This is a genomic window from Pseudomonas sp. KCJK9016, from assembly GCF_046231795.1.
Lineage (GTDB): Bacteria > Pseudomonadota > Gammaproteobacteria > Pseudomonadales > Pseudomonadaceae > Aquipseudomonas > Aquipseudomonas bananamidigenes.
Map to the genome: position 1 here is coordinate 174,611 of NZ_JBJJMM010000011.1, position 17,443 is coordinate 192,053.

The 17,443-nt window shown below is 62.1% G+C and carries 13 protein-coding genes and 1 tRNA gene; 7 read left to right on the top strand and 7 right to left on the bottom strand.

All coding sequences use genetic code 11. The features are described 5' to 3' along the window. The first annotated feature begins 157 nt into the window (after window positions 1-157). From ACK6BI_RS13530 to ACK6BI_RS13545, 4 genes are all read left to right on the top strand, one after another. Window positions 158-868 (top strand): response regulator, encoded by a 711-nt coding sequence (locus ACK6BI_RS13530; protein WP_260519515.1) that lies wholly within the window; start codon window positions 158-160, stop codon window positions 866-868. Further along, window positions 865-2,199 (top strand): ATP-binding protein, encoded by a 1,335-nt coding sequence (locus tag ACK6BI_RS13535; RefSeq protein WP_409317446.1) that lies wholly within the window; start codon window positions 865-867, stop codon window positions 2,197-2,199. The genes ACK6BI_RS13530 and ACK6BI_RS13535 overlap by 4 nt, the downstream gene beginning before the upstream one ends. Before the next feature lie 77 nt (window positions 2,200-2,276). Further along, window positions 2,277-3,572 carry an OprD family porin gene (locus tag ACK6BI_RS13540; RefSeq protein ID WP_409317447.1) on the top strand — a complete coding sequence of 432 codons (1,296 nt, stop codon included), beginning with the start codon at window positions 2,277-2,279 and terminating at the stop codon, window positions 3,570-3,572. A 79-nt stretch (window positions 3,573-3,651) separates the two neighbouring features. Next, window positions 3,652-5,289, top strand: coding sequence for an ATP-dependent nuclease (locus ACK6BI_RS13545; protein ID WP_409317448.1), 1,638 nt, complete (start codon window positions 3,652-3,654; stop codon window positions 5,287-5,289). 15 nt (window positions 5,290-5,304) lie between these two features. Here the strand turns inward: ACK6BI_RS13545 and ACK6BI_RS13550 are convergent. The 7 genes from ACK6BI_RS13550 to fdnG form a co-directional block, all read right to left on the bottom strand. After that, a tRNA-Sec gene (locus tag ACK6BI_RS13550) sits at window positions 5,305-5,400 on the bottom strand. Between the two features lie 6 nt (window positions 5,401-5,406). Then, the gene (gene selB / locus ACK6BI_RS13555) at window positions 5,407-7,326 is read right to left on the bottom strand and encodes a selenocysteine-specific translation elongation factor (protein ID WP_409317479.1); all 1,920 of its coding nucleotides are present in this window, start codon (window positions 7,324-7,326) and stop codon (window positions 5,407-5,409) included. Then, the gene (gene selA, locus ACK6BI_RS13560) at window positions 7,323-8,729 is read right to left on the bottom strand and encodes an L-seryl-tRNA(Sec) selenium transferase (RefSeq protein ID WP_409317449.1); all 1,407 of its coding nucleotides are present in this window, start codon (window positions 8,727-8,729) and stop codon (window positions 7,323-7,325) included. Before selA ends, selB begins: the two co-directional genes overlap by 4 nt. 48 nt (window positions 8,730-8,777) lie before the next feature. Continuing rightward, window positions 8,778-9,704, bottom strand: coding sequence for a formate dehydrogenase accessory protein FdhE (gene fdhE / locus ACK6BI_RS13565; protein WP_409317450.1), 927 nt, complete (start codon window positions 9,702-9,704; stop codon window positions 8,778-8,780). A gap of 3 nt (window positions 9,705-9,707) precedes the next feature. Next, a complete protein-coding gene (locus ACK6BI_RS13570) occupies window positions 9,708-10,361 on the bottom strand; it encodes a formate dehydrogenase subunit gamma (RefSeq protein WP_409317451.1) in 654 nt (217 codons plus the stop codon). Beyond that, entirely contained in the window at window positions 10,358-11,293 is a 936-nt protein-coding gene (fdxH, locus tag ACK6BI_RS13575) for a formate dehydrogenase subunit beta (protein ID WP_065257380.1), read from the bottom strand. Before fdxH ends, ACK6BI_RS13570 begins: the two co-directional genes overlap by 4 nt. A 14-nt stretch (window positions 11,294-11,307) precedes the next feature. Continuing rightward, entirely contained in the window at window positions 11,308-14,373 is a 3,066-nt protein-coding gene (gene fdnG / locus ACK6BI_RS13580) for a formate dehydrogenase-N subunit alpha (RefSeq protein WP_409317452.1), read from the bottom strand. Between the two features lie 218 nt (window positions 14,374-14,591). On the opposite strand from fdnG, the gene ACK6BI_RS13585 reads away from it, so the two are divergent. The 3 genes from ACK6BI_RS13585 (at window position 14,592) to ACK6BI_RS13595 (ending at window position 17,397) form a co-directional block, all read left to right on the top strand. Beyond that, window positions 14,592-15,746, top strand: a complete 1,155-nt coding sequence (locus tag ACK6BI_RS13585; protein WP_409317453.1) for a MalY/PatB family protein — start codon at window positions 14,592-14,594, stop codon at window positions 15,744-15,746. A 90-nt stretch (window positions 15,747-15,836) separates the two neighbouring features. Beyond that, entirely contained in the window at window positions 15,837-16,694 is an 858-nt protein-coding gene (locus ACK6BI_RS13590) for an SDR family oxidoreductase (RefSeq protein WP_409317454.1), read from the top strand. 91 nt (window positions 16,695-16,785) lie between these two features. Beyond that, window positions 16,786-17,397 carry a Yip1 family protein gene (locus ACK6BI_RS13595; protein ID WP_409317455.1) on the top strand — a complete coding sequence of 204 codons (612 nt, stop codon included), beginning with the start codon at window positions 16,786-16,788 and terminating at the stop codon, window positions 17,395-17,397. Window positions 17,398-17,443: the final 46 nt, after the last annotated feature.

Consider the following 17,443-nt stretch of genomic DNA (forward strand, 5'->3'; position numbering starts at 1 on the left):
CCCCTTGGATGGAATGCGCGCAGAGTGCCCGAGTTTTTTTGCCCGACGATGTCCGGCTGATGTCCGCGCTGAAGAAATGTTGCCGGATTGAAATAAATGACCCCGGCCGCGAAATGGTTTTAGATGCCTTTTTTTTGGGTACAGGGATCCTGCAACCGTGAGCAGATTGCTGATCGTCGACGACGACGTGGAAATTCTCTCCCTGCTGAAGAAGTTTTTCGTGCAGCACGCCTACGAGGTGGATGTGGCAGCGGATGGCCAGGCCATGTGGGCCGCCATCGAACAGACGCGCCCGGACACGATCATTCTCGACCTGATGCTGCCGGGTGAAGGCGGTTTGAGCCTGTGCCAGAAAATCCGTGCGCAGATGGGGATCCCGATCATCATGCTCACGGCCATGGCCGAACTGAGTGACCGGATCGTCGGCCTGGAACTGGGGGCCGACGACTACCTGACCAAGCCCTTCGCGCCCCAGGAACTGCTGGCCCGGGTGCGTGCGCTGCAACGCCGTACCGGCGAGAATGTCAGCCGCAACAATGAACCGGCACGCCCGGTCATGTCCTTCGCCGGTTGGCACCTGGACATCACGTGCCGCGAGCTGCGTTCGCCCGAGGGCGTGATGATCCCGATGTCCGGCGGGGAATTCGACCTGCTGCTGGTGTTTCTCGAACATCCCCAGCGCATCCTGACCCGCGAACAATTGATCGATCTGACCCACGGCCAGGGCCACGAAGCCTTCGATCGCAGCATCGACGTGCAGGTCAGCCGCCTGCGGCGCAAGATCGAACCGGACAGCAAACGCCCGGACCTGATCCGCACCGTGCGCAACGGCGGCTACATGTTCACGGCCAAGGTCAGCCGCTCATGATCGGTCGAATCCTGCCGCGTGACACCCTCAGTCGGCGGATCGCCCTGACGATCGTCGCGGCCATGCTCGCCTCGCTGTTGCTCAACGCCCTCTTCGTGCAAGTGGCCGGCATCTGGGCCCAACCGCCCATCGAACGCACCGGCCTGCTGGAGCGGATCGCCGCAACCACCCGCCTGATCGAAGCAGCCCCCGCCTCGCTGCGTCCGCAACTGGCCAGCGCGGCCAGCAGCCCGACGCTCCAGGTGGAGTGGAATGTCCGACGCACCCTGTTCAACCTTCCCGGCGACGGTGCAGCAGTCGAAACCTCGGAGGTTCCGGCGCTGGAACAATTGCTGGGCAGTCATCGGGCGTTCGAAGTGTTCAACCCGGACGACTGGCCGGCCGGCAGTGCGCAGGCTCACTATGTCGCCCTCATCCCGCTGACCGATGGCAGCTGGCTGTCGTTCACGCCGCCGGAACGCAGCTGGGGGCTGACCCTGAATGCCCGGATTGCAGTGATTGTCGCCCTGGGCCTGATCGCCACCCTGCTGGTGGCCTGGGTCGCTACCCGTCAACTGGCCAAGCCCTTGCAACGTTTCGCCAGCGCCGCCCGGCGGTTTGGCGGCGACCTGCACGCGCCGCCCATCGACATCGAAGGCCCCCACGAAATCCGCCAGGCCATCATTGCCTTCAACACCATGCAGGCGCAGATCCAGCATTTCATCGGCGAACGCACCCATATGCTCGCTTCCATCTCCCACGACCTGCGCGCACCGTTGACCCGCATGCGCCTGCGCAGCGAGTTCATGGAAGACCTGGAACACCAGCAGAAACTGATTCGCGACATCGAAGAAATGCAATCGATGATCAACGCCGCTCTGGCGTTCTTCCGCGAGGGCACACGCCTGGAGCAAACCACCGCGTTCGATCTGTCGGAGTTGCTGCAGACCATCCTCGACGACTACCGCGACCAGCACGTCCTCATCGACTTCAATGGCCCGGCCCACCTGGTCTATGACGGTCGTCCGCTGAGCCTCAAGCGGGTGATCGTCAACCTGCTGGAAAACGCCGTGAAATACGCCGAGCGTCCGCACATCTCGCTGAGTCGCAACAGCCATTCGATCTGCATCGAAATCTGCGACGAAGGCCCGGGCATTCCTGAAGAGGCGCTGCAACGGGTGTTCGACCCTTTCTTCCGCCTCGAAACCTCGCGCAACCGTGAAACCGGCGGCGTCGGGCTCGGCCTTTCGGCGGCCCGGGCAATCGTGCGCGAACAGGGTGGTGAACTGACCTTGAGCAACCGCACGGGCTCGGGGCTGGTGGCGAAAGTGCAATTGCCGGTGGCTGACTGACGCAGCACATCCGCTCAATCAATCGAAGATCATCCGCACGACAATCCGGCGACATCCCATCAACGCCGGACCGACACATGAAAGATTTATCGCCATCGGGTATCACGCTGGCCTTGCTGCTGGGCGGTATCGCCAACCCGGCACTGGCCAGTGGTTTTCTGGATGACGCCAAAGGCGAAGTGCTCAGCCGCAACTTCTTTCTGAGCAACGACTACCGCTCGCCCTCGCCCAGCGGCAAGAATTACAAACAGGAGTGGGCTCAGGGGTTTATCGGCACTTTCTCATCCGGTTTCACCGAAGGGACGGTCGGTTTCGGCCTTGATGCGCACGCCTTTTATGGGCTGAAACTGGACGGCGGCCGGGGACATTCGGGCACCGGTCTGTTACCGGTGGACAGTGACGGTCGCAGCGAAAGCGACTATTCCAGCGCAGGCGGTGCGCTGAAGCTCAAGGCGTCGGAAACCACCCTCGCCTTCGGCGAAATGACCGTCGAAACACCGGTATTCGACACCTCCGACAAACGCCTGCAACCGGAATACGCCACCGGTTTTCTGCTCGACAGCCGGGAAATCGACAACGTGAATCTGGTGGCCGGGCGCTTCACCGCGTTCAAGAATCAGGACAGCTCATCCGGCCAAGGCGATTTTCAGGGCTACGGCGCCAATACCAAGGCTGGCGCAATCAGCTTCATCGGCGCCGATCTGTTCACCGAAAGCCCGGTTGGCGGTGCGTTGTACGCGTCCGACTTGAGCGACACCTGGCACCAGTACTACGCCAACCTGCATTTCAAACAGTCCGGTCTGCTGCTCGACGCCAACGTCTACCACACCCGCGACAGCGGGCAGGCGCTGGCCGGGGAAATCGATAACACCGCGTTCAGCCTTTCGGGCAAATACGCCTTTGGCCCGCATGCAGTGATGCTTGGCTGGCAACGGATCAACGGCGATACACCGTTCGATTTCGTCGGCGGCGACTCGATCTACCTGGCCAACTCGATCAAATACGCCGACTTCAACGGCGCCCATGAGCGCTCGTGGCAGGCCCGCTATGATCTGGATCTCGGTGCGTTCGGCATTCCCGGGCTCAACTTCATGACCCGCTACGTCTCCGGCAGCCACATCGACGGCACCCATGCACCCAAGGGCGGCGCCTACAATCCATTCGACCCGCAGAGCGGCCAGTACCAGCCTCAGCAAGGAGATGGCGGCAAACACTGGGAGCGCGACATCGACCTGCGCTACATCGTCCAGTCCGGCGCGGCCAAGGATCTTTCCGTGCAACTGTCCCACGTCTCGCACCGGGCCAACAGTGCTCAGGCGGGGGATGACATTGACCGGATTTACGTGGTGATTCAGTACCCGTTGGGGTTCTAGGGACCCCCAGGCTCCGCAAGTTGACTAGCTATGTGCCATTACTTCTTTTAGTCTGCGCCCCCTTCATAGTGAGTCATGGATGCGCGCTAACCCGATGAAAATCAAAAATATCTGGCTATCCGCCATTCGGACGCTGAACACACCCGATGTTGCGGTGAGCTCCGGCGACTTCTGGGGCTACATGCGGGTGCTGTGGCGCAATGAACCGGTCAGTCTGGGCCAGATCAATATCTTCATTGGCGAAAACGGTTCCGGAAAATCGACTGTCCTCGACATGGTCAGGGCTCTGAGATACCCGGAGGTGCTGGCCTCGCTGCCTCGTGAAAACCCTCCCCGGCAGATCCTGCCCAGCGCCAGTGTCGAGTTTGATAACGGTGAGCGCTGGTCCTACATCTTTTCCGCATCGACGTTCGACGACACGCTTGACGGCATCGAGGACGTCGCCTGCAGGCAGGTTGTAGAGTCACCCTTTAAACCGCTCCGGCAACGTTCCGGCGACCTGCACAAACACGCACTGTGCTCTCCGATTCCGCGATTTATCACGCATGAAAACATTCATTACCGCAACGGAATGACGCTGGAAGAGTCCTTTACCGAGGCCGCAGTCGCCGAGCTGAACAGGAGCAAGCCATTCCTGTGCAATCTCGACATCGAACGCCAAGACCCCTTCGGGCATGAACCACTGGATGACGGGACATTCCAGTTGGGTGAGGACGGAAGATTGTCGGTCTGGATCAAAGACGATCCGCTCATGCCCAATCAACTTCCGGCCAGTTGGCTCCCTTCTGGCTGGAAAGCCTACGCCTTGATGGCCGCCTGGCTGCGAGAGTGCCCCGAGCACTCCATCTGCCTGTTGGAGGAGCCGGAAACCCATCTGCACCCGAAAATGCTCAGGTTTGTCATCGACTCATTGATCGCCATTGCCGAGGAGCGCAATCAACAACTGCTGCTCAGCACCCATTCGGCAACCGTGATCAACGTTGCAGCCAAGGACAGACTGACACTGTTCCAGACGTGCGGCAGTCATATCAAAAGTAAGCCTGACTTGCGCGACATTCTCGATCGCCTCGGGTATCTCGCTTCCGATATTTTGCAGGCCAACTGCATCCTGTGGGTCGAAGGCCCTTCCGATCGCATTTACCTGAACCACTGGATCAAAGGCCATACGCCGGATCTGGTTGAAGGTCTGCATTACTCGATCATGTTCTATGGTGGCCGCTTGTTGAGCCACCTTGCAGCGGACGAGCAGGAGGATGGAGCAGATGACTTTATTGACCTGCAATCACTCAACAGGAACTCGGCAATCCTGATCGACAGCGACAGATCCAGTGCACAAGGGGCGTTACGTCAAAGCAAAGTGCGAGTCATGAAAGAAATCGAGGCCAGTGGCGGGGTTGCCTGGGTCACCAAAGGCCGGGAAATCGAAAACTACATTGCGCCGGCTCATATTGAGGCTGTGATCAGAAATCACCACCGTCACGTCGACTCAATCGTTTCCCCATCCATCTGGGCCAATCCCCTGGAATACAAAACGCTCAGAAGAGTCGCGAAAAAAGTGCCGGGCAAGGCAAGCAAAGTAACCCCTCCCAAGCGACTGGTGGCCAACAAGGTCAAGGTAGCGGCGAAGATCACCAGCCAGTACGCCCCTGATTACTCGATTCTTGACCTGGCAGAGCGCATTGAGGCTTTGTGCCGCTTTATTCGCAAATGCAACTGAACAGCCTGGAAGAAATGGCGGAAGGCAGCCGGAGTCGAACCTGCCCGGGAACGGATGCCGTCCCCAACCGGGTTTGAAGCCCGGCCGCGCCACCGGGCGCGATTGCCTTCCTTGAACTCAGTCGGCGCCGGGACTGGCCAGCGCGTTGTCGAAACGGATCTGTCGCCCTTCGCCGACTCGTCGGGTCAGGCCGAGGCGGTCGAAGTATTCGAGGATCTGGATACTGCGTTTGCGACCCAAGCCTAGCGCATCCCGGAACGCCGTGACTTGAATCTGTGGATTTTCTTCACCGAGGCGCAGCAGCAGGGCTGCCGTTTGCCGCAGGGTAATGTCGGTGTAAAAAAGATCGCGCACTACTTGATGCATCACCCCCTGGCGCGCCAGTTTGCGTAACAGCAACCGCACTGTGGCATCCTCCTGTCCCACGGTTTGGGCCAGGTCACGTACCCAGGGCGGGTCGAAGCCTGCCTGCTCGAACAGCGGCTGCAGCACCTGCCACAAGGTTTGGTCGTCGGCATTCAGGCGCACCTGATGATCCGGCAGGTGCAGCCACGGGCCGCTGGCGGTGAGCGAGCCGGCGCTGCGCAATTCTTCCAGCAGGCTGATGAAGGTCGAATGCTCGATGTTCAAGCCGCTGAAGCGTCGCAATCGGTCACGGTCCGGGCCCATCTGGTCGGGCTCCAGCTCATGGAAGCGCGCCAGTTGCTCCAGCAATGTGAACTTCAGGATGCCCCAGCGCTGGGCATTGAACAGCCGCGGTCCCTGGCGGGTGTCGATCAGACGAACGTTATCGGGCAATGACCAGCCTTCACGCGGACGGTTGAACTGACGCTCCAGCCGCTGCGGATCGAGGCCGCTTTCGCTGTATTCCAGCAGCGTTGGCAGCACCTGCTCCAGGTCCGAACTGATTGCCAAGGCTCGCAGCTGCGCCAGACGCCCGGGGCTGCGCCGCTGCCGGGCCGGGGCGAACGGATCGAGCAGTTGACCGCCACCGAGCGTGCGCTGGGCACTCGGGTCACGCAGGATCAGCCGGTCACCCTTCACGCCGTGTACCGGAACATCGGTCAGCAGTTGCGCAAACATGCGCTCGCCCGGCAGCAGCCGAGGTCCTTCGAGCAACGCCACACGGGCGATCACGTCCTGTGTGCCGAGGTGCAGGTGCACCGGCTGAAAGTGTTCGAAGGTGCGCGTCTCGTCGGGCAGCAACTGGAAATCGATGTCCAGACGTTGAGTCGGTGCGAAGAGCGTTTCGGCGAGCAGCCATTGCCCGCGATGGATTTGCCCAAGCGCCAGGCGATCACCGCTGATGTTCAGGGCGACACGCTGGCCGGCAAATGCCATTTCCGCAGGTTGATTCTGGGCGTGCAGCCCTCTCACCCGTATGGCTTTGCCCGAAGGCCCGAGGATCAGCCTGTCGCCCACGGCGACCATCCCCGACAACGCGGTGCCCGTCACCACAATCCCGGCGCCGGCAACGCTGAATGCCCGGTCGATGGCCAGACGAAATCCCCCCTCGCGTCCCCGCTTCAACACTTCACTTTGTGCCAGCAACAATGCCTGGCGCAGTTCATCGATGCCCTCGCCCGTCACACTTGAAACCGCCAGCATCGGCGCTCCGGCAAACGGGCCGGGCGCCAACAGCTGTTCGATTTGCCGGCGAACGTCCACCACCCTGCCCGCCTCGACGCGATCACACTTGGTGATCGCCACCAGCGCCCGAGGAATCCCCAGCAATTCGACGATTGCCAGATGCTCGCGAGTCTGCGGCATCACGCCGTCATCCGCCGCGACCACCAGCAGCACCAGATCGATGCCTTGAGCGCCGGCCAGCATGTTGTGGGTGAATTTTTCGTGGCCCGGCACATCGATGAAGCCGGTCAGCCCTGTGCCGGGCGCCAGTTCGGCGTAGAGATAACCGAGGTCGATGGTCATGCCCCGCTCGCGTTCCTGCGGGCGACGGTCGCCCGACTGCCCGGTCAAGGCTTGCAGCAGTGAGGTCTTGCCGTGGTCGATGTGCCCGGCGGTGCCGACGATCATGTCTGCAACTGCCCGAGTTGGGCGAGCCACGCCGGTTCATCATCGAGTTGCCGCAGATCCAGCCACAGCGCGTCATCGTCCAGACGCCCGAGCACCGGTATCGGCAATTCGCGCAAGGCCGTTTGCAGATTCAGCAGCGAGCGTCCGCGCAGGCGTTTTGAAACCTGTGGGCGCACGCACAATGCGGCGCTAGGCAATCTCGCCACCGGTTGGCTGCCACTGCCGATCATGCCCAGCGCCGCCACGGCAGAGACTGTCCAGCCTGCACCGAGCACACCGGACAATACCGGTTGCAGGCGTTCGGCCTGAGCCAGAATCTCGGCTTGCGGGCGTGTCAGCAGATGCAGGGTCGGCAGCCGCTCGGCCAGCCGATCCGGATCGCGATACAGCCCCAGCACCGCTTCCAGCGCCGCCAGGGTCATCTTGTCGACCCGCAAGGCGCGTTTGAGCGGGTTTTTCTTGATCTTCGCGATCAACGCCTTGCGCCCGACAATCACCCCGGCCTGCGGCCCGCCGAGCAGTTTGTCGCCGCTGAAGGTGACGATGTCCGCGCCATCGAGCAGCGCTTGGCGCACGGTCGGTTCGGCCGGCAATCCGAAGCGGGTCAGGTCCAGCAGGCTGCCGCTGCCGAGGTCTTCGAGCAGCGGCAAGCCATGACGATGGGCCAGCTCCGCCAATTCGGCCGTCGGAACTCGTGCGGTGAAACCTTCGATGCTGTAATTGCTCGCATGCACACGCATGATCAAACCGCTGCGCGGACCGATGGCCGCTTCGTAATCCCGGGCATGAGTGCGATTGGTGGTGCCGACTTCATGCAGACGCACGCCGGCACGGGCCATGATGTCGGGAATGCGGAACGCACCGCCGATTTCGATCAGTTCGCCCCGAGAAATGATGCCTTCCTTGCGCACGCCGAGGCTGTTGAGGGTCAGCAGCACCGCGGCGGCATTGTTGTTGACCACGGTGACGGCTTCGGCGCCGGTCAGCTCGCGGATCAGGCCTTCGATCAGGTCATCGCGATCACCGCGCTTGCCGCTGGCCAGATCGAATTCCAGATTCAAGGGATAGCGGGCTGCCCGTTGCACTGCCTCGATGGCCTCTTCCGGCAACAAGGCACGCCCCAGATTGGTGTGCAACACGGTGCCGGTCAGGTTGAACACCCGCCGCACCTGGCTGCGCTGTTGCAACGCCAGGCGCTCGGCAGTCCTGCCGGCCAACGCTTCAGGGCTGATCTCGACAGCGGAAAGTTGCCCCGCCACGACCGATTCGCGCAAATCGTCGAGCAACTGACGCAGCATCGCCAGCAGCGCTTGGCGACCGTGCCGCTCGGCCACGGGTTGAAAGGCGTCATGACGCAACAGACTGTCGATGGAAGGCAACCGCTGGGCAACACTGGCAGGCATCAGGCGCTCCGGATAAAAAGCCGTTGCGCCAGAGTGTAGACGCTCTGCTTATTCGTCTCCGGGTGCCAGCAACAGATTCGGTGCCAGTCGCTGATAGCCGTCCTGGGCCAGACGCATGTCCAGCAGCAGACTGCTCAGGTCCGCCGACAGTGCTTCGGCCTCGGCATCGTTCTCCAGATACAGCAATTTCAGGTAGCTGTTGCAACCCGGGCAGACTTCCGCCCGCAGCGGCGCCTGATTGGCGGCGTGGCGGTCATCCTCCAGACACAGGTACTCAAGGCCTTTGCTTTGTTCGCAATACACGCACTTGACCCGCACCACATGCCATTCGCAGGCGCACAGCGAGCACACCAGATAACGCAGGCCGTTTTGCTTGCCGCGATGACGGATCACCCCGGCCATGGCCGGCGAGCCACAGGCCGGGCACTGGCCGAGGCTGTTGCCGGGGGCCAGTTGCAGGTTGGGTGCGCTCAAGAGCCAATGACTCCAGGCCGTTTGCAGCGCCGCGCCCAGAAACGGCACCAGCGCCGCCGGCACCAGCGAATACTGGCCGCTCACCAACGCCACCGCCCAGGCCCGTAACTGGCCGGGACTGGCAGCCCGCAACGACCTCACCGCATCGGCAACGGCGGGTTGTTCCGGTACACCGTAGCGTTGCAGCAAGGCGTCCAGATACGCCTGCCAGCCGTCCTCGCGGATCAGGGTGTCGGCAGCGAACGGCGGCATGCCGTGTTGTCGGCAGACTTCGAGGCGTTGTTCATCAATCGGGGCGTTTGAAGGGGGATCGTCGAGGACTTGTTGCTGCACACGGCACAGTCCGGCGATCAGACGCAGGTAGTCGGCCAACGGATGACCGATCGCCAGGTGGTCCAGACGTTCGGCGCGCAACGCGAAAAGGTCGTGCGGCGGCAAGTGCAGAAACGGCGGCGAACTGGCCGCCGCTTCGATCTCCCCGGGTTCAAGAATGGTCGGCAACTGTCAGCCCTTTTTGGTGACCGGTCGCTCTGGTGGATCCCTGGATTCCACCTCGCGATACCAGAGTGCATGGTGTTTTTTCGCCCAGGCGCGGCTGACCCAGCCGTGCAGCATCGCGTCCACCGAGCCCTTGATCCAGATGCCGGCATAGATGTGCACGATGATGCTCAGGATCAGCACAAACCCGGCCAGGGCATGCAGCAACATCGCCCAGCGGATGGTGGTGATGCCGAAGTAATGACTGAAGTACGCACGCCAGATCACCAGCCCCGTGAACAGCAGCCCGAGCATGCACAGCAGTAAAGTCCAGAACAGCAGTTTTTGCCCGGCGTTGTACTTGCCCACCGGCGGCACGGTCTCTTCGTCGTTGACCAGCACCCGGTCGATGCGCCGCAGCCACTTCCAGTCGTTGTCGATGAAGAAGTTGGAACGCCAGAAGCGAAACACCAGGCCAAGAAACAGCACGAACATCAGCACGCCCATGAACGGGTGCAGAATCCGCGTCCACGGCCCGCCGCCGAACAGATGGGTCAGCCAGAACATCGACGGATGAAACAGTGCCAGCCCCGACAGCCCCGCCATAAAGAACAGGATCGCCACCAGCCAGTGGTTGGTGCGCTGGTTGGCGGTGTAGCGCAGGATCGTCTTGTTGCTCATGGCCGGTCCTCCCTGCGTGGATCGAAGGTGTGCACCGCCGGATCGACCACGTGGACCGAGGTGTCGGGTGGTTCCGGATGGTCATCCTCTTCGGTGCGGTTCGGGCCGATCCGCACGTAATGGAAGAACCCGGCCAGCACCGCCGCGCCCATGGCCAGCAGGCCCAGGGGTTTGCTGATGCCTTTCCACAGCCCCACCAGCGGACTGATCGCCGGATGCTCCGGCAGCCCGGCGTAGATCTTCGGCGTGTCGGCGTGATGCAGCACGTACATGACGTGAGTGCCGCCGACGCCTTCGGGATCGTAGAGACCGGCGTTGTCGAAGCCACGGCTCTTGAGGTCGACGATGCGTTCGGCCGCGTGGGTTTTCATGTCCTCCTTGGAGCCGAAGACAATCGCCCCGGTCGGGCAGGTTTTCACGCAGGCAGGTTCCAGTCCCACGGCTACGCGGTCCGAACACAAGGTGCATTTGTAGGCCTTGTGGTCTTTTTGCGAGATGCGCGGAATGTTGAACGGGCACCCGGTGATGCAATAGCCGCAACCGATGCAGTGATCCTGGTCGAAGTCGACGATGCCGTTGGCGTGCTTGATGATCGCCCCCGGGCTCGGACACGCCGCCAGACAACCGGGCTCGGCGCAGTGCATGCAGCCGTCCTTGCGGATCAGCCATTCGAGGTTGCCGGCGTCGGTTTCGTGCTCGGTGAAGCGCATCAGCGTCCATGTCTCTGCGCTCAGATCCTGCGGGTTGTCGTAGGTGCCGTGGTTGTGGCCGACCTCGTCGCGCAGTTCGTTCCATTCCGAGCACGCGACCTGACAGGCCTTGCAGCCGATGCATTTGGTGGTGTCGATCAGCTTGGCGACGGCCTCCTGATTGCGCACCGAGGGCGCCGGGGTCGTGGTGGCCGAGCGGGCAATGATGTCTTGGCTGGCCATTTAAAGATTCTCCATCAGAGCTTCTCCACGTTGACCAGGAATGACTTGGATTCCGGGGTCTGTGTATTGCCATCGCCGAGGAACGGCACCAGGGTGTTGGTCAGGTAACCGTGGCGGGTCAGGCCGGTGAAGCCCCAGTGCAGCGGGATGCCGATCTGATGCACGACCTGACCGTTGACCTGCAACGGTCGGATCCTTTTGGTCACCACCGCTACCGCTTCAATGAACCCGCGCTTGCAACTGACCCGTACCCGGTCGCCGGCCACAATGCCCTTCTCCTTCGCCAGCACTTCGCCGATTTCCACGAACTGCTCCGGCTGGGCAATCGCATTCAACCGGCAATGCTTGCTCCAGAAGTGGAAATGTTCGGTCAGCCGGTAGCTGGTGGCGGCGTACGGATAGTCCTTGGCCACGCCGAGGCTGTCCCACACCGAATCGAAGATCCGCGCCGCCGGGTTGCTGGTGGCTTTCTTGTTCTCGGGGTGCAACGGGTTGATGCCGATCGGCGTTTCGAACGGCTCGTAGTGCTCGGGGAATGGCCCTTCGTTCATTTTGTCGACGGCGAAGAACCGTGCCACACCTTCGGGGTTCATGATGAACGGGTTCATCCCGGCTTCCGGCGGCACGTCGGCCTTGTAGTCCGGTACGTCGGTGCCGCCCCAGGCCTTGCCGTTCCACCACACCAGACGTTTTTTCGGATCCCACGGTTTGCCCTGCATGTCCGCCGAGGCACGGTTGTAGAGAATCCGCCGGTTGGCCGGCCAGGCCCACGCCCAGCCCTGATGCTGATGCATGTTGTAAGGGTCGGCGTTGTCGCGGCGGGCCATCTGGTTGCCGGCCTCGGTCCAGCTGCCGCAGAAGATCCAGCAGCCGGAGGCGGTGCTGCCGTCGTCCTTGAGCTGGGCGAACCCCGCCAGTTGCGAATTGCCCTTGATCGCGGCACCCGTGGCGTCGGTGAAGTCGGTGGTGGCGTAACCGTTGACCTCCTTGGCGATCTCTTCCGGCGACGGTTCTTCCGGCACCTTGTATGGCCAGGAGAGTTTGAGTATCGGATCGGGATAGGCCCCGCCCTCGGTCTGATATCGCTGGCGCAGACGCATGAACAGCTCGGTCATGATCCGCACGTCGGTGCGTGACTCGCCCGGGCCGTCGGCGCCCTTCCAGTGCCATTGCAGCCAGCGGCTGCTGTTGACCAGCGAGCCGTCCTCCTCGGCAAAGCAGGTGGTCGGCAGGCGAATGACTTCGGTCTGTATGTCGGCGCTTTTCACATCGTTGTACGGCCCGACGTTTTCCCAGAACTGCGAGGTTTCGGTGGCCAGCGGGTCCATCACCACCAGCCATTTCAGTCTGGCCAGTGCGGCCATCACCCGGTTCTTGTCCGGCAGCGCGGCAATCGGGTTGAAGCCCTGGCACATGTAACCGTTGACCTTGCCCTGCCCCATCAGGTCGAACACCTTGAGGATGTCGTAGTTGGGGATGTCAAGTTTGGGCAGGTAATCGTAGGCCCACTGGTTCTCGGCGGTCGCATTGGCGCCGTACCAGGCTTTCATCAGGCTGACGTGGAACTTGCTGTAGTTCTGCCAGTAGGACAACTGGCCCGGGCGCAACGGCGATTGCGTGCGCTTCTTGATGTAGGCGTTGTAGTCCTGTTCGGCGTCGGTCGGCAGGGTCAGGTAACCCGGCAGCGAGTTCGACAGCAGCCCGAGGTCGGTCAGGCCCTGAATGTTCGAATGCCCGCGCAAGGCGTTGACCCCGCCGCCGGGCATGCCGACGTTACCCAGCAACAGTTGCACCATCGCTGCACTGCGGATGATCTGCGAGCCGATCGAGTGCTGGGTCCAGCCCAGCGCGTAAAGGATGGTCATGGTCTTGCCCGGTTGCGAGCAAGTGGCGATTTCCTCCCAGATTTTCTTCATCGCCTCCACCGGCATGCCACAGATCTGGCTCGCCAGGTCGATGGTGTAGCGGCTGTAATGCTGCTTCATCAATTGATAGACGCAACGCGGATCCTGCAGGGTCGGGTCGACCCTGGCAAAGCCGTCCTCGCCCAGTTCGTAACCCCAGCTGGATTTGTCGGTGTAACTGCGTTTGGCCGCGTCATAACCGGTGAACAGCCCGTCCTCGAAGCCGAACCCGGCTTTGACGATGAACGACACGTCGGTGTAGTTGCGCACGTACTCGTGCTGGATCTTGTCCTCGGTCAGCAGGTAATTGATCAGCCCGCCCATGAACGCGATGTCGCTGCCGGTGCGAATCGGCGCGTAGTAATCGGCCACGGAGGCGGTGCGGGTGAATCTCGGGTCGACCACGATCAGCCGGGCCGCATTGTGCGCCTTGGCTTCGGTCACCCATTTGAAGCCGCACGGATGCGCTTCAGCGGAGTTGCCGCCCATCACCAGGATCAGGTTCGCGTTGGCGATATCGGTCCAGGTGTTGGTCATGGCTCCACGGCCGTACGTCGGGGCAAGACTTGCCACCGTCGGGCCGTGTCAGACACGCGCCTGGTTATCGAACCCCAGCATGCCGAGACTGCGCACCACCTTGTGGGTGATGTAACCCGCTTCGTTGGACGCCGCCGACGCCGCGAGGAACCCCGTGGTCAGCCAGCGATTCACCGTTTGCCCCTGGGCGTTCTTCTCGACGAAATTGGCGTCGCGGTCGGCCTTCATCAGGTCGGCGACACGGTCGAGGGCTTCGTCCCAGGTGATCCGGGTCCATTCGCTGCTGCCGGGCTTGCGCACCTGCGGGTACTGCAGGCGGCCCGGGCTGTGAATGAAATCCAGCAGGCCGGCGCCTTTCGGGCACAGGGTGCCGCGGTTGACCGGATGGTCGGCGTCGCCCTCGATATGGATGATGTTTTGCGCAACGTTCTTCGCGGCATCGCCCTGGCTGTACATGATCAAGCCGCAACCGACCGAGCAATACGGGCAGGTGTTGCGAGTTTCATGGGTGTGGGCAAGCTTGAAGTGGCGCACCTGCTCGGCGAAGGCAGGCAGAGGGGCCATGCCCAACGCGCCCAGGCTAGAGCCTGCAAGGCCGATACCGGCGACCTTGAAGAATTGACGACGGCTGAGATCCATCGTGCACTCCTGATCAGGTGGAACCCGGTACTCGAGCCGGGTTTTTCTGGACAATCACGGTGCCGGCAAGCGAGTGCCGACTTTTTCACTGTAGACAACGTCGCCGTCGTCTGTGTGAAAACCGACCGTCGGCCATTCGTCGGTCACAAGTTCGCGCCCGCAGGGGATGGAGGTTTATCATCGCCGGCACGACCCCTCTCCGCCTTCAGAGACCTCGCATGACTTTCGATTTTGATCAGGTATTCGACCGCCACGACACCGGCAGCACCAAATGGAGCCGTTATCCGGCCGATGTGTTGCCGATGTGGGTCGCTGACATGGATTTCGCGGCACCACCGGTGGTCATCGAGGCGCTGCAACAGCGTCTGCTGCACCCGCTGGTAGGCTACAGCGTGGCCCGGGACAATCTGCGCGAGGCCATCGTCGCCGACCTCTGGAACAAGTTCGCCTGGCGGGTCAAACCTCAGGAGCTGATCTTTCTGCCGGGCGTCGAATCGGGTTTCAACATGGCGCTCAAGGCGCTGGTGCAGCCGCAGCAGAACGTCGTGGTGCAGACCCCGAACTACCCGCCGCTGCGCCATGCACCGGGCCATTGGGGCCTGAACAAGGTCGAGCTGGAGTTCAATCCGCAGGCCGACGGCACCTACGCCACGCCGCTGGAGGCACTGCGTGATGCCCTGACCGGCGGTGGCGCCCTGCTGCTGAGCAACCCGCACAACCCGATCAGCAAGGTCTTCGACCGCGAAGAACTGCAAGCGGTGGCGGACATCTGCATGGCGCAGGACGCCTGGATCATCTCCGACGAAATCCACGCCGAGCTGTGCTACGACGGTCGCGTGCACATTCCGACCGCCTCCCTGAGCCCGGAGATCGCCCGCCGCACCATCACCCTGATGTCGGCGAGCAAGGCCTACAACATTGCCGGCCTCAAGACCTCGTTCATGATCATTCAGGACAGCGCACTGCGCGAACGGGTCAACCACGCCCGCTGCGGCATGGTCGACAGCGTCAACCCGCTGGGCATGGAGGCTACCCGCGTGGCCTACAGCGACGCGGGGCCATGGCTGAAGGAGCTGAAACAGTACCTGCAGGCCAACCGGGATTATCTGGTCGAGGCCGTTCGCAGTCGTCTGCCGGGTGTGACGATCAATGTGCCGCAGGGCACTTACCTGGCTTGGCTCGATTGCTCGGCGCTGGGCCTGGACAATCCGCAGCAGTTCTTCCTCGAACAGGCTCGGGTCGGGCTAAGCCCCGGCATCGACTTCGGTGACCACAGCCAGCAGTTCGTGCGCCTGAATTTCGGTTGCCCGCGTTCATTGCTGGAAGAAGGCATAACGCGGATGGAACGCAGTCTGGCCGAACGCCGGGCCTGAATCTCGTAGAGGTCATCGTCAATCCGATCGAACTCCTGGCAAAGACGCCGAGTCAACCGGCCACACCTGCCATAAGCCCGGAGATTGACGATGACCGATTATCCCGTTCCACCCTTCCCGCAACAGGCGCAAGCCGTACCCGGTTCCCAGCGCAAGATGGAACCGTACCCCGACTGCGGTGAGCAACATTACACCGGCTCTGGTCGGCTCGCCGGCAAAGTTGCCCTGATCACCGGCGCCGACAGTGGCATCGGTCGCGCCGTGGCCATTGCCTTCGCCCGCGAAGGCGCCGACGTGGCGGTCGCGTACCTCAACGAACACGAAGATGCCAAGGAAACCGCGCGCTGGGTCGAACAGGCCGGTCGCCAGTGTCTGCTGCTGCCCGGCGACATTGCACAAAAAGCCCATTGCCAGACCCTGGTGGACCAGACCGTCGAACGCTTCGGCCGCATCGATGTGCTGGTCAATAACGCCGCGTTCCAGATGACCCACGAAACCTTCGAAGAGATTCCCGATGACGAATGGCTGATGACCTTCGACGTCAACATCACGGCGATTTTCCGCCTGTGCCAGGCAGCGCTCAAACACATGGGGCGTGGCGCCTCGATCATCAACACCAGTTCAGTCAACTCGGACATGCCCAAACCCACCCTGCTCGCCTACGCCACGACCAAAGGTGCGATTGCCAATTTCACCGGTGGCCTGGCGCAAATGCTCGGTCCTCGTGGCATTCGCGTGAATTGCGTGGCCCCTGGGCCGATCTGGACGCCGCTGATTGTCTCGACCATGCCGGACGAAGAAGTACAACACTTTGGCGAGCAGACCCCGCTCGGTCGCCCCGGCCAACCGGTGGAAGTCGCGCCGATCTACGTGCTGCTGGCATCGGATGAAGCCAGCTACATCACCGGCCAGCGCTACGGGGTGACCGGCGGCAAGCCGATGCTCTGAACGGTGGGCGGAAAAAGTGAACCGTCGAACAGGACGGCCTCTCAATACCTTTAAGGCCCGCTCTCGTGCCACGAAAGATCAGGAGGTCGTCATGTCCGCACCTATCGTCAAGCTTTTCACCCAGCCGAACTTTGCGTGGACCGACATCCGCCGCGAAGAAGAGGCGCACCCGCGTCATTACATGACTCATTTGCTTTTGCTCGCCCTCATTCCCCCCGTGTGTCTGTTCATTGGCACGACGTCGGTCGGCTGGAGCCTGGCGGCAGGCGAAACGGTCAGGCTGAGCACCGCCAGCGCCTTGCAATTGAGCATTCTGCTGTACGTCACCACGGTCCTGGGCGTCGCGATCATCGGAGGTTTCATCCGCTGGATGTCACGTACCTTCGATGCACGCCCCACGCTCAACCAGTGCATCGGCTTTGCGGCGTACACCGTCACCCCGTTTTTCCTGGCGGGCATCGCCGGTCTCTGGCCCAGCCGCTGGCTGGCGGTACTGGTACTGGGTGCGGCGGCGATGTATTCGACGTTCCTGCTGTTCGTCGGGCTGCCGACGTTCATGCACGAGCGCAAGGAGCAAGGCTTGCTCTATTCAGCCAGCGTGTGGGGTGTTGCGCTGCTGGTGCTGGTGACCCTGCTGGTCTCGATGATCCTGTTGTGGTTCAACGTGCTCACACCCGAGTACCTGCGCACGACCGTTGGCTAAGTCCTTCGCAATGCGTTGTCGCCACGACACAGCAACGCTTGTCAGC

Bases quoted from the DNA above. Each gene is read 5' to 3' on its own strand.
- ACK6BI_RS13535 (WP_409317446.1), top strand. From the start codon at position 865: ATGATCGGTCGAATCCTGCCGCGTGACACCCTCAGTCGGCGGATCGCC.
- ACK6BI_RS13540 (WP_409317447.1), top strand. From the start codon at position 2,277: ATGAAAGATTTATCGCCATCGGGTATCACGCTGGCCTTGCTGCTGGGC.
- ACK6BI_RS13545 (WP_409317448.1), top strand. From the start codon at position 3,652: ATGCGCGCTAACCCGATGAAAATCAAAAATATCTGGCTATCCGCCATT.
- selB (WP_409317479.1), bottom strand. From the start codon at position 7,326: ATGATCGTCGGCACCGCCGGGCACATCGACCACGGCAAGACCTCACTG.
- selA (WP_409317449.1), bottom strand. From the start codon at position 8,729: ATGCCTGCCAGTGTTGCCCAGCGGTTGCCTTCCATCGACAGTCTGTTG.
- ACK6BI_RS13570 (WP_409317451.1), bottom strand. From the start codon at position 10,361: ATGAGCAACAAGACGATCCTGCGCTACACCGCCAACCAGCGCACCAAC.
- fdxH (WP_065257380.1), bottom strand. From the start codon at position 11,293: ATGGCCAGCCAAGACATCATTGCCCGCTCGGCCACCACGACCCCGGCG.
- ACK6BI_RS13585 (WP_409317453.1), top strand. From the start codon at position 14,592: ATGACTTTCGATTTTGATCAGGTATTCGACCGCCACGACACCGGCAGC.
- ACK6BI_RS13590 (WP_409317454.1), top strand. From the start codon at position 15,837: ATGACCGATTATCCCGTTCCACCCTTCCCGCAACAGGCGCAAGCCGTA.
- ACK6BI_RS13595 (WP_409317455.1), top strand. From the start codon at position 16,786: ATGTCCGCACCTATCGTCAAGCTTTTCACCCAGCCGAACTTTGCGTGG.